Origin of the sequence: Clostridium sp. MF28 (assembly GCF_002969175.1) — a bacterium.
GTDB lineage: Bacteria > Bacillota > Clostridia > Clostridiales > Clostridiaceae > Clostridium > Clostridium beijerinckii.
Window position 1 is genome coordinate 2916812 of the sequence record NZ_CP014331.1, and the last position, 13216, is coordinate 2930027.

General features: G+C 29.4%; 12 protein-coding genes. 3 read left to right on the top strand and 9 right to left on the bottom strand.

Annotated elements, in window-relative coordinates; translation table 11 throughout:
- Nucleotides 1–16: 16 nt before the first annotated feature.
- Complete coding sequence (locus AXY43_RS12425; RefSeq protein WP_105411625.1) at nucleotides 17–2956, top strand: ATP-binding protein; 2940 nt, start codon at nucleotides 17–19, stop codon at nucleotides 2954–2956.
- A 41-nt stretch (nucleotides 2957–2997) separates the two neighbouring features.
- Nucleotides 2998–3360, top strand: coding sequence for an Hpt domain-containing protein (locus AXY43_RS12430; RefSeq protein ID WP_039772992.1), 363 nt, complete (start codon nucleotides 2998–3000; stop codon nucleotides 3358–3360).
- Between the two features lie 118 nt (nucleotides 3361–3478).
- Here the strand turns inward: AXY43_RS12430 and AXY43_RS12435 are convergent, their stop codons facing one another.
- From AXY43_RS12435 to AXY43_RS12475, 9 genes are all read right to left on the bottom strand, one after another.
- A complete protein-coding gene (locus tag AXY43_RS12435; protein ID WP_242976408.1) occupies nucleotides 3479–4036 on the bottom strand; it encodes a bacteriohemerythrin in 558 nt (185 codons plus the stop codon).
- A gap of 93 nt (nucleotides 4037–4129) precedes the next feature.
- The gene (locus AXY43_RS12440) at nucleotides 4130–4357 is read right to left on the bottom strand and encodes a hypothetical protein (protein ID WP_012060969.1); all 228 of its coding nucleotides are present in this window, start codon (nucleotides 4355–4357) and stop codon (nucleotides 4130–4132) included.
- 33 nt (nucleotides 4358–4390) lie between these two features.
- Nucleotides 4391–4798, bottom strand: a complete 408-nt coding sequence (locus tag AXY43_RS12445) for a bacteriohemerythrin (RefSeq protein ID WP_039772994.1) — start codon at nucleotides 4796–4798, stop codon at nucleotides 4391–4393.
- Between the two features lie 118 nt (nucleotides 4799–4916).
- A complete protein-coding gene (locus AXY43_RS12450) occupies nucleotides 4917–5324 on the bottom strand; it encodes a response regulator (RefSeq protein ID WP_023975967.1) in 408 nt (135 codons plus the stop codon).
- 26 nt (nucleotides 5325–5350) lie between these two features.
- Nucleotides 5351–6823, bottom strand: a complete 1473-nt coding sequence (locus tag AXY43_RS12455; protein ID WP_039772996.1) for a hybrid sensor histidine kinase/response regulator — start codon at nucleotides 6821–6823, stop codon at nucleotides 5351–5353.
- 41 nt (nucleotides 6824–6864) lie between these two features.
- Nucleotides 6865–8469 carry a methyl-accepting chemotaxis protein gene (locus AXY43_RS12460; RefSeq protein WP_039772998.1) on the bottom strand — a complete coding sequence of 535 codons (1605 nt, stop codon included), beginning with the start codon at nucleotides 8467–8469 and terminating at the stop codon, nucleotides 6865–6867.
- Nucleotides 8470–8484: 15 nt separating this feature from the next.
- The gene (locus AXY43_RS12465) at nucleotides 8485–8982 is read right to left on the bottom strand and encodes a chemotaxis protein CheW (RefSeq protein WP_105411626.1); all 498 of its coding nucleotides are present in this window, start codon (nucleotides 8980–8982) and stop codon (nucleotides 8485–8487) included.
- A 34-nt stretch (nucleotides 8983–9016) separates the two neighbouring features.
- The gene (locus AXY43_RS12470; RefSeq protein WP_087702298.1) at nucleotides 9017–11641 is read right to left on the bottom strand and encodes a methyl-accepting chemotaxis protein; all 2625 of its coding nucleotides are present in this window, start codon (nucleotides 11639–11641) and stop codon (nucleotides 9017–9019) included.
- A 98-nt stretch (nucleotides 11642–11739) separates the two neighbouring features.
- Nucleotides 11740–12111, bottom strand: coding sequence for a response regulator (locus AXY43_RS12475; protein WP_023975972.1), 372 nt, complete (start codon nucleotides 12109–12111; stop codon nucleotides 11740–11742).
- A gap of 442 nt (nucleotides 12112–12553) precedes the next feature.
- Between AXY43_RS12475 and AXY43_RS12480 the strand changes: the two genes are divergently transcribed.
- Nucleotides 12554–13210, top strand: coding sequence for a response regulator (locus tag AXY43_RS12480; protein WP_039773002.1), 657 nt, complete (start codon nucleotides 12554–12556; stop codon nucleotides 13208–13210).
- Nucleotides 13211–13216: the final 6 nt, after the last annotated feature.

Consider the following 13216-nt stretch of genomic DNA (forward strand, 5'->3'; position numbering starts at 1 on the left):
TGGATGAGGTGATATTATGAATAAAACAAATACTAATAAAAACATTTCTCTTTATAAATGGATTTGGCAGTCCTATATTCGTAATGCGTTAATTCCATTGATAATTATTGAAATAATTTTTATTTGTATATATTTCATCTCAAATTACTGGTCTCATAAGAGTTCAGTTGCCTTTTACAAAGATCAATCAAAAAGTGAACTTAATAAAATCATTAAACAAGAAGTCAACTTAATTGATCAGCACTTATCATCTATTTCAAATTCTACAATGTTTTTTAGTTTGCAAATGGGACATGCTTTATCAACTCCAGCTTCTTTAACTCCTACAGAATACAGTAGGTTATCATATTTAAATGATAATATTTACTATACTAAAGAGAATAATTCGGCTGATGAGGCAGCGATTTTTTATAATAATTTTCTGCCTGCTACAAGAAATGATAAAGAAAAGAAAATAGCCAAGGTATTAACACAACAAAAATTAATGGCAAATATTAAGAATTCTTGTCCATTAGTTAATTCCATATATTTTAACACCTTTGATTCCTTAAATATAACTTACCCATACATTGATGTTTTTAATAGCTATAATTCTTCTTTACAATCACCTTCTAGCAAATTTTATTATGAAGCTGATGCTAATCATAATCCAGATCAAAAAGTAAAATGGGTTGTTCATGATTTTAATTCAAGTAACAACAATTTTATAAGTTCTGCTATATGTCCTGTTTATAACGGAAATTTTTTGGAAGGTGTTGTAGGCATTGATATAAATATGGATTCAATTGTCAATAAGGTTTTAGAAATTGATATTCCTTGGAATGGTTATAACTTATTGATTGGAAAAGATGGTAATATTCTTTCACTTTCTGATGTTGGAAAAAGTGATTTGAATTTAGATCAACTCGTTTTAAAATATGGAAACGGGTATTATCAGTATAACTTGTATAACAATAATGATTTATCCTCATTAATGGATGAAATTCAAACTAGCGAAACTGGATTTTCAAATTTCACACTAAAAGAAGAACCTAGAATTACATGTTGGTCTGCTATACCTAATACGGATTTAAAATTATTAATAGTTGTTCCAACAAAAAATATATACTCTAATGCTGATATGCTAAGAAATAATTTATTGAAAATCGGAATCATTACAATATTAGGATTAATTTTATCCTATCTTTTATTTTTCTTAATTACTTATAAGAAAGTAAAAAATATGAGCCATATTGTTACTGGCTCTCTGCTAAATATTAATAATATTGTTCAGGAGATTAGTAGTGGTAAATACGATATAGCTGATCCACTATTAAAGATTTCAGAATTAGAATATATAGCATTAAATTTGATAGAAATGGGACATCATATCGGTGAAACAAATAAAAATTTATTAATTACCCAATCTGAACTCAGAAAAAAAGAAGTTGATTTCAGGTCACTTGTTGATTCAATTAATGACATAATCTCAGAGATAGATATAAACGGATATATCACTAAGTTATGGTCCAGCGTCCATACTTATTTGTATAAACTACATATGCACGGTCATCTTAATTCTATCTATGATATTTTAGATGAAAGTACATCTAAAATTGCTAAAGAGAAGATACATTATGTCATTAAATCAAGAAAATCTACTACTATGGATTTTAATATCCAATCCAAGGATGGATTAAAATGGTTTGAGGCATGTATCTCTCCTCATCTAAACTATAAAGATAGAGTAGTAGTTCTAACTCGTGATATTACAGAACAAAAGAAAATGGCTCGTTCTATTATTACGGCAAAAGAAGAGGCTGAAAAGGCTAGTAAAGCAAAATCCGAATTTTTATCTAGCATGAGTCATGAGCTTAGAACACCATTAAATGCTATATTAGGATTTTCTCAAATTCTAGAATTAGACCCTGAATCTCCATTAACTCCTTCTCAGAGTCAGAGTGTTAAGGAAATATCCAAAGCTGGCAGTCACTTACTAGAGTTGATTAACGAAATATTAGATTTAGCAAAAATCGAATCAGGAAAACTGAGCATTTCAATTGAATCTGTTCCGATTAAACATGTAATAGAAGAGGCTATATCCATAATAAAACCATTTGCAGATAAACATAAAATAAAAATTATTAATTATCCTATAGATAATTCAGATGAATTTGTTTCGGCTGACCATACACGATTAAAACAAATTTTGCTCAATTTGCTATCTAACGCAATTAAGTACAACAAAAAAGATGGCCAAGTAATCTTTTATCATGATAAGGTTAATGATAAGTATAGATTTCATGTTATTGACACTGGCATTGGTTTATCTAATTCTGATTTAGAATTGATTTTTAAACCATTTTATCGTCTAAACAGAATTAATAATTCAATTGAGGGTACTGGTATTGGCCTTGCAGTCGCTAAACAACTAACTGAATTAATGAATGGTGAAATATTTGTAACTAGCGAAAAAGGTGCTGGCAGTCACTTTTGGATTGAACTTCCTTGCATCGAATCATCTATTTTGCAAACTTCTGAAAATATGATGACATCTGAAAATAGAACTTATTTCCCTAACGATAAATTTCGTACAATATTATATGCTGAAGATAATCCTGCTAATTTACGACTTGTTGAACGTGCTCTATCTCAAATTAGTAATTTAAAAATGCTTTCAGCAAATTCTGGTGAGCTGTGTTTAGATTTAGCCATTGCTCATAAGCCAGATATTATATTACTAGATATAAATTTACCTGGAATAGACGGTTATGAAGTCTTCAAAAGACTCAAAATGCATAAGGAGACTAAAGATATCCCAATCATCGCTGTTAGTGCTCATGCAATGCCTAGAGATATAGAAAAAGGATTATCATTAGGATTTTCTGATTATATTACTAAACCAATTGATATTCCAAACTTTATCGAAAAGGTGTGCGCTATGTTAGCTAGAATTAATAAAGAAGATATCAATTAATAGGACATACTATATTTTAAGAAAGAGGAGCTATATAATTTATGAATTACGATAAAAATTATGACATAATTGGTTTTTCAAATGATTTAGGACTTAATCTTCAACAAGTGTCAGAACTTTATGCTGAATTGATTAATGAATTTAATCTAGCACTATCAGAGTTAAAGACCGCCATGATTGGAAGTGATTTAAAAAATATTCAAAAAATAATTCATAATTTAAAAGGTCTTTCCGGAAATTATAGAATAACTGATGTCTATGAGGAAACTACTAAAATTAATAATTTATTGAAAAATAGCAATTATAATAATATCGAACCGCATTTAAGTAATCTACTTACTGTCATCTCCATAGCCTTAAAAAAAATCAGAAGCTTCTTTTATGAGATGTCTATACTCATATAAATAAAAAAAAGACGGTACTAAAGAATTATTTAAACTGAACCTATGAAATAGCTCTTTTCAGAGTATCTATTTCATAGGTTCTATTTTCGTTCTTAGTACTATCCTTTTAAATTATCAGCTAATTTCTGCGACTATTTATTAGGAATTCTCCTAAATCTTTATCTGTGGTTAGCATATGCTTTCTACACCATTTAAATATTTTTTCTTGCATATGTATAATAAATAATGTTGATATTTCTCTGGTTTCTAAGAAGCTTCTTATGTGCCTTAAGCAATCTTTGAATTCTTCGTGCTGCATCTGCTGAATATCTAATCCTGGATAGTTATTTTCCTTTTGAATTGCTTCTTCTTCATTAATATGACGAATTGCATGTTCTTCAAGAGAATCCAACGCCTTAATAATCTCTACCTTGCTTTTTTCTTCATTCATAGCACTTACCAAATTATTAATTAATCTAAATAATTCTTGATGCTGTCTATCGATATTATCAACTCCAGTGGATAACACAGCATCCCAATTTGAATTCATAAAATGCATAAGTACCTCACCACTAATATTGATTCTGCTAATATCCATAATAACCGAATCATTATCTTCATGAATAAACTTTACCATTGATGACGCTATTTTATTATTTATTAATCCTCTTTCATCCTTTTTCAATACTTCATACATATTTCATACACCCTCTCATAATTTATACTTCTATACCCAAATATCATTATCTATATATAATCCTCACCCTAAGATTTTAAATGTTTAGCATAATTAATCTACACAAATATATTCATTAACAATCTCTTCTGGTAATTCTCTGTAATCAAATGGTGATATATCATCAATTTCAAATTTGACTAACTCCATAACCTTTATTAATACCCTATCCATTTTCACTAGAAATTCTTCCTTTTCTTCTGCCTTAATAACGAAACTATTGAATGGAACATTATATTTATTTACAAACTTCAAATTTAAATTTACAACCCAACTTCTCATATATGTATCCCCCTTATCCAAAATATCTTAATATTATTTAGAATTTTCTATTAAAAATTTTCCTAAATCCTTATCTAAATCCCGTATATGACTCTTCCACCAAGTTGACATTCTATTTTGTACCTTTATCACAAATAATGCAGATGTTCCATTATTTTCAAAGGTTCTTCTCAATTCTTTAAGCTCATCTTTAAATTCTTCGTGTTGCTTATGTTGAATGCTATATTTAGGATAATTATTTTTCTTTTGGATTTCTTCTTCCTCAGTAAAATGCTTTATAACATAATCTTCAAGGAAATTTAAAGTTCCTATAACCTCATCCTTACCCTTTCCTTCTTTCATAGCAATCAATAGTTTATTAATACGATCAAATAGTTCTTTGTGTTGATTATCGATATTTACAATCCCCGTTGCTAAATTATTGTCCCAATTTAAATTCATAATAAAACACCCTCTCATAAATTACTTTTAATAAGTTACTTCCTTTATATAAAAATATCTTCTATACGAATACACTTTAAAACACCCTTGCCTATACCAAATATCCATATAATTTAAATTATTTTTTATCATCTATATCTAAATTTAATTTTTTCATAACCTCAATTAATTTATCAGTATTTATTGGCTTAGTTACATACACTTCACACCCTAGTTCAAAAGCATTTTGAACATCTTTTGCATTATCTAAGGCCGTAATTACAAATTTTTTAGACAAATTTTCATAGGTTATTTGTTTTTCTTTCTCAATTGAATTAATCATCTTCAGTGCCTTTAACCCATCTAACTTTGGCATCATTATGTCAAGACATATAACATCATATGGATCTTTCTCCTCCACTGAAAACATAAATGCCTGTACTGCTTCCTCTCCGTTAACTACCATATCGCAATCGCCATATTGTGAAAAAAACTTAAATAAAAACCGTCTATTTACATAATCATCTTCCGCAATAAGAATTCTCATATACCAACCTCTTTTCAACCCAAATTTTATATATGCATTAGACTAATAATGTGTTCTCTCAATTGCTCAAAAGTCACTTTTACTTTTTCCTCATTTCCCCTTCGTGCATTTGCTTTTAACTTAAATCCCATCATCACTAGTTCATCAAATTTAGAAATAACTATAGAGTTATTTATAATCTCTGCTATCTTCTCAATTTTGATTAGATCATTATTTGCCTCATCCATTTTTTCAACTAATCTTCTTAATTCTGTGTTTAACTCTGTGCTTCTATTTATTTCATTCGAATTTTCGAAATTTCTTTTCTCTTGTAATTCATGTGAATTAATATTCACTTTTCCTCTCTTTACTAGTCTGAAAGCCGCTGTAAAACTAAATGTGCTTCCTAGTCCCATATGACTTTCAACGCAAATCCCTCCCCCCAATATTTCAACCAATTGTTTTGAAAATGCAAGTCCTAATCCAGTTCCATTATATTCACGGGAATAAGAATTATTTAATTGACTAAAACTTTTAAATAATAAATTCTTATCTTCTTCACTAATTCCTATTCCTGTATCTTTAACTAAAAACCTTAAAATAACCTTTTCCCCTATTATCTGCTCTTTTTTTATTATTAATGAAATTATTCCTTCATCTGTGAATTTTATTGCATTGCTTATCAAATTATTAAGTATTTGTTGTAACTTTTCAGAATCTCCATACAATAAATCCGGAATTTCATCTGAATCTTTGTATTCTAGGGTAATTCCTTTTTTTCTTACATCGTATGAATAGATTTTAAGTGTGTTATATATCAAATTTTTAAGATTAAAATTCGATTCCCTCAATTCCATTTTTCCTGCTTCTGATTTTGAAAAATTCAGTATCGCATTCACAATATTAATCAATGAATAAGCACTATCTTTTGCAATTAGAAGATTTTCTCTCAATTCATCTTTTAACTCACTATTCATTAATGTAAGCTCAATCATCCCTATAACACCATTAAGTGGCGTCCTTATCTCATGACTCATATTTGCAAGAAAATTGCTTTTTGCTTTATTTGCTGCTTCTGCTTCTTCCTTTGACCTTATAAGAAGATTTCTCATCTCTTCCTCTACTCTTTTTCTCTCAACTCTTTCATGCAAATCCTTAAGTTCTCTTTTTACAACCATTCCAAGACGTGCCATTTTATCCTTCATGATATAATCCTTGCATCCAGCACGCATGGCTTCAACAGCTGTCTCCTCCCCAATTTCACCTGATACTATAATAAATGGTATATCTAACTTTGTTTCATTTAATATTTTCAATGCTTCAATAGAATTAAAATTTGGCATTACATGATCAGATAGAATTATGTCCCACTCCTTACAATTTAACGCCTTTCTTAAATCTTCTGCATTTTCTATTTGCTCATAGTCTACATTGAAACCACTTCTTTTAAGTTGTGCTACCTCAAAATTCAAAGAGGCTTTTGAATCTTCTATTATCAAAACTCTAATATCATTTATCATAGGCTTCACTCCATGAAACTAATTTTAAATCATTCATATTTTTACATCATATCAAAATCTATGTTTTTAATTGAATTATTTACTAAACAGCTTTTAGTTTCCCTTAATTTAAATTTTGAAACTTGATCTTTCAACATCTCTGCTTGAGATGCCAACTCTTCGCTTGCAGATGCACTTTCTTCTGCTGTCGCTGAATTAGTTTGCACTACTGCTGATATCTGAATAACTCCTTGATTAATTTGAGATATTCCTTCTGCCTGTTCATTTGAAGCTACTGCTATTTGATTTATGAATTCAGCAACCTTCACAGTATCTTCTACAATTTTATTTAGTGCTTCAGATGTCTGTTTTGCTATCTTAGTTCCCATTTCTGCCTTTCTAATAGCGCCCTCAATCATCTCTGCAGTTTCCTTTGCAGCTTTTGCAGATCTTGCTGCCAGATTTCTAACTTCCTCTGCAACCACTGCAAAACCTTTTCCATGCTGTCCAGCCCTTGCCGCTTCAACCGCCGCATTTAAAGCTAAAATATTAGTTTGAAATGCAATTTCATCAATAACTTTTATAATCTTATATATACTTGTTGAAGCATTGTTTATATCTTCTACCGCTATTTTCATTGCTTTCATTTGCTCATATCCTTCTTGAGCATTTATTTTTGCGCTAACAGCAATTTCATTAGCATTTGTGGAGTTCTCTGCATTCATTTTTGTTTGGGCAGATATCTCTTCAATAGATGCTGTTAATTCTTCAATGGAGCTAGCCTGTTCCATAGCCCCTTCTGAAAGTGCTACACTTGAATCAGAAACTTGTTTTGCCCCTGCTGAAACTTGTTCTGTTGCTGAATTTATATTGCAGATAGTATTATTTAATTTTTCAGCCATTCTTTTAAAAGAAAGAGCCAATAATCCGATCTCATCTTTGCTCTCTATATTAACACTTATATTGAAGTCTCCATCTGCAATTTTATCTGCTATTCTTATTATCTTATTAACTGGTCTACTTATAGATAAAGAGATAAATACTCCTGTTAGTATTGATAAAATTACTCCTATAATTAATATTATTGCTGTTAATAATGTTGTGTTATCTGCTGTTTTGCTATTACCATCCGAAGTTTCTTTAGCTATCTTTAGTTTTAAATCTGTATATGTTTTTAAATTTGACTGTAACTTTTCTAAAACTGGTTTTCCCTCTGAATATAAAATATTAATTGCTTCTTGATTTTTATTTTGATTCTTTAGTTGAGTTATTTTACTTATAAGATTCATATATTCTGATTTAGAAACCTTTATCTCCTCAATAGCCTTTTTTCCTTCAATAGTTAATGTTGTTTCTGACAATTTATTTAAGCTATAATCAAACTTATCGCTATTGTCCTTAATTCCACTAATATAATCTTGAATTTCCCCTGTATTATCTGAAAGCAAAATGTCTCTAGTATTAGCTCTTATATTATTAAAGTCATTTGAAACCTCAATAACATCTCCCAATGGCTGAGTCATTTTATCATATAATTTAGTATCAAGATCACTAATTTTATTTATATTAGAAATGCAATATATCCCCGTAATACCTGCAATAAAAGCTGCAAATAAGAATCCCAGAAGTATTTTTAAACCTATTTTCATATTTTTGAACCATTTCATAATAATGTCCTCCCTCTATTGTTCAATGTTATTTAGGGTTTCAGCATCCTCATCGTTTATTAACTTATTACAATCTAAAATTAATTTAACTTGATTATCTATTTTTCCTATCCCCTTTATGTACTTATTGCTAACTTTGCTTAGATTAGGTGGAGGTACAATGTCTTGATCTGGTATTATTAGAACCTCAGAAACACTATCAACAATAAGACCTATTGATAAGTCATTAATATCTATTACGATTATACAAGTCCTATCATTATACTCCCTAAAATCCTTCTTAAATCTTAATCTCACATCCATCACCGGAATTATTTTTCCTCTTAAATTAACAATTCCTCTTATATAATCTGGAAGTTCTGGAACCAAAGTTATAGGTTGTATTCCAATAATCTCTGTAACATTATTTATTCCTATACCATAAGATTCATCATCAAGTATAAATGTGAGGTATTTTCCCTTCTGAGTATCTTCTTCCATATCTGCATTATCATTAATTATGTTTGTATTCATGCTAACACTTCCTCTCTTCTACTAGAAATCGATACTAATACTTTCCAAACTCTGTGTCATCTAAATTAATACTAATTTTTTTTCTTATATTAGATGTTTGTCCAAATTCTCTCTCCTCTATGGAATTTTCTAGCCTTGATGCTTCCTTTTCTTCTATGCTGTCTAAAAATATTTTATTTGAACTTCTCTTTTTTAGATTGAATTGAGCAACCCTTTGTTTCAAAGTTTCTGCCTGGCTAGACATTTCTTCACTCGAAGAGGCAGTTTCTTCGGATGTCGCAGAATTTATCTGAGTAACTCTCGATATTTGTTCAATCGCTTCATTTATTTGTGATACTGCAGTTGCCTGTTCGTTACAAGATGCTGCTATTTTTCTTACTATCTCAGAAGTACTACTGATATCTTTAACTATTGAATTTAGTGATTCTGCTGTATTGTTAGCTATTTGAGTTCCAGAATTCACTTTTCTTATTGACCCTTCTATCAAAGCTGTTGTTTCTTTAGCCGCATTTGCACTTCTACCTGCAAGATTTCTAACCTCTTCAGCAACTACCGCAAATCCCTTTCCATGCTGTCCTGCCCTTGCGGCTTCTACCGCTGCGTTAAGAGCCAATATATTAGTTTGGAAAGCTATTTCATCTATCACTTTTATTATTTTAGAAATATTTTCAGATGCTTCATTAATCTCATTCATAGCCTTTAGCATAGTACTCATTTCTGTATTTCCATTAACAGCATTCGTTGTTGCTTTTGTAGCCAGCTCATTAGCTTCATTAGCACTTATAGCATTTAATTTTGTTTGTTCTCCTATCTCTGAAAGCGAAGCAGTTACTTCCTCCACAGCACTTGCTTGTTCCGCAGATGCTTGCGATAGGTTTTGGCTTGCATTTGAGACTTGTATTGATGCCGAAGCCACCTCATTTGCTGATATATTTATATCAGTAAGTACTTGATTAATTTCTTGTACAGATAAATTTAAAGCGTTCATTATATTTCCATAATCACCTTTATAAGAATTCTCAATGCGAACATTGAGATTACCTTTTGACATCTCTTCTAAAACACTTTTTATTTCTCCTATTGGCTTAGCAAAAGCATCAACAGCTTTATTTATTATACTTATGAGTTCTTTAAAGCTTCCTGTATATTTTTCACTTTCACCTCTAATATCTAAATTTCCTTCAGCCGCTGCTGAAAGAACCATTATTTGTTCATCAACAACTTTAAGAATATTAGATTTTAATCCATGCAGACTTTCATTTGCAATTCCGTATCTTCCAGACAATTTTTCAAGCTCAACTGAGAAATCTCCTTCTGAATAAGATTTTAATACTGCAAATATTTTTATTAATACATCTATAGATATCCACATTCCATCATTAACACTTTGAGCCATTTGCCTATATACCCCATCGAATTTTGAAACATCTATTCTATCTCTTGTATTACCTAATTTAAATGTATCATTCATCCAATTAACTTCTTTAACAAATAAATTTAAAGTATCAATTAATGTATTCAGATTGTTCTTTATCTTATTAAATTCACCTTGGTATTCATTTTTAATCTTTTCTGGTACATCCCCATTACTTATCCTTTTCACGTAATCAGCTGTGATATTAATAGGTTCAACAAACGCATCAATTACATCATTAATTCCATCAATCATTTTAGCCCATGATCCATTAAACTTGGATGAATCTATCCTTTTTGCTAAATTTCCTGATTTAATTTCATTGGCTATATTAATCTGTTCCTTAGATATATTTAATAAATTATTTCTTAAGTCTTCTATATGCTCATTTACTAATCCATACCTTCCTGGGAATTTTTCAAGCTCAGCTGTAAAATCTCCTTTTGAATATGATTTAAGCACTGCAAATAACTTAATAAATACTTCTATCGATATCCATGTAGTATCATTAATACATTCCAACATTTCTTTATAAGAGCCTTGAAATTTTGTAGCATCTATTTTATCTCTTGTATTCCCTAATCTAAAGCTTTCTTTGAACCAATGAATATTTTCCATTACATTATTGAGATTATCTATAAGTTTATTAATGCTTATTTTTATAACATTAAATGATCCTATTTCCTCCCTAGTGTATTTCTCATTGAATTCTCCTTTACTTATCTTTTCTATGTAATGTGAAGTTGCTCTAATATTCTTTATAAACACATTCATTGTTGCTAAACTCTTCCTATGTACATTTCCCCATGCCCCTGAGTATTTTGATAAATCTAAAGCTATATCAAAATTACCTTTTTTAATGCAATCTTCAATTAAATTAGAATCATCGATCAGATTATTTATATTTTTTTGTATCTGTTTAAGTGAATTAGCTAGATCCCCGAATTCATCAATAAAATCTACCTGTATATCTTCGTCAAATTCTCCGTTAGCAATTTTCCTTGCAATATTATTAATTTTTCTTATATGTTTGTAGATGAAATTTATTAGTAATAATCCCATGATTACTGTGATTATTATAGAAAACAGTAATATTATTATCATATTAATTCGCATTTCTTTTATATCTGCCACGTTTCCCACTCCGATATTAAATGCGGCAAACAAAGCAATTTCCATAGCTATAATACCTGTAAATATTAACCCAATTTTATTTTTTATTTTCAGATTACTTACCTCAAACATCTTAATCCATCCCATCTAATAAAATTTACTCTTATGATGTTATCTTAAATTTCAAGTTAATTTCCTAATGCTTTCAATTACATGCTTATATTAAAGTTTTATTTTCTAATATTTCTTTCAATATTTAATAGTTGTTTAGATACAATGTCCTCCCTGAAAGGTTTTACTATAAAAGATATAGCTCCTGCTAGCATAGCCTCCTTAACTTGGATTTCATGCGATAATGACGAAATTACTATAATCTTTGCATTTTCATCTATTGACTTAATGATCTTTATTGCCTCTACTCCCCCAAGTTCTGGCATGGTCAAATCCATTGTCACAATATCTGGTTTTAATAAATTATATAGTTTTACGGCCTTTATACCAGTATCAGCTTCACCTATGATCTCAAATCCGCAATTTTGTAAAATAGATTTTAAAGCGAGTCTCATAAATTCCGCATCATCTACTACTAAAACTCTTTTCATATAATTTCACCCCCATGAAATGCTATAAAAATACCACTTTTCCTTTAATTTTATTTTAAATGTTTTTAAAATTGGTTTGTAGTACCACAAGTCATGTAGTATCATGCAAATTGCACAATTAATTTGTATAAATATGCCGATTGCATTTTTATTTAAAATCTACTTCATATAGATGACATTTATAAGGATTTTCACCATGAATAGTCCCCTAATCTTTACAATTGCAATTTAAAAATTAAACTAATAAAGTTTACAAACAAAATTTTATTAGTTTAATTAAGATTAGCTTTATACATTGTTCATGTATTTGTAAAATGTTATAATTTATATTAGAATCTACAAGCGGTTAATCTGTGTTTTCATTAGATTTAATAAATATTATTTGTCTATTTTTCACGAAAATTTAATATATTGCTTATTTGGGTAAAGAGAGGGTTCGAATATGACAAGAGTAATTATTGCAGAAGACCAGAAACTTTTACGAGAAAGTTTTAAAAACATAATTGAAAATAACAGTGATATAAAAGTTGTAGCTTGCGCTACTAATGGAAATGAAGCTTATGATCTATGTAAAGAATATATGCCTGATGTTGTTTTAATGGATCTGTCTATGCCTATATGTAATGGTACGGAAGCTACAAAACTAATAAAAGCAGAACTTCCATCAGTTAAGGTACTAGTTTTAACTGCATCTAATGATAAATCTGATGTCACAGATGCTATAAGTAATGGTGCTGACGGATATATCTTAAAAGATATAAGTACTGAGGAACTTATACTATCTATAAAAAGCACCTCACTAGGGCTTGGCATAATTACTAAAGATATCTTAAGTCCTATGATATTAAATCTGCGTAAAGAAAATAAAAAAGCTAAGAAAAAAATTATTGATATTAATGGTATAAATATCTCATTAACTGAAAGAGAACTAAAAATAGTATCTATGATTGTTGATGGAAAAGATAATAAAGAAATTGCATCATCTTTATTTATTGCTGAAGGTACTGTTAAAAATATTATTACAGAAATAATTTCAAAGCTTAGTTTGAGAGATCGTACTCAACTTGCAGTTTATGCTGTAAAAAATGGACTAGTATAAGTAGTC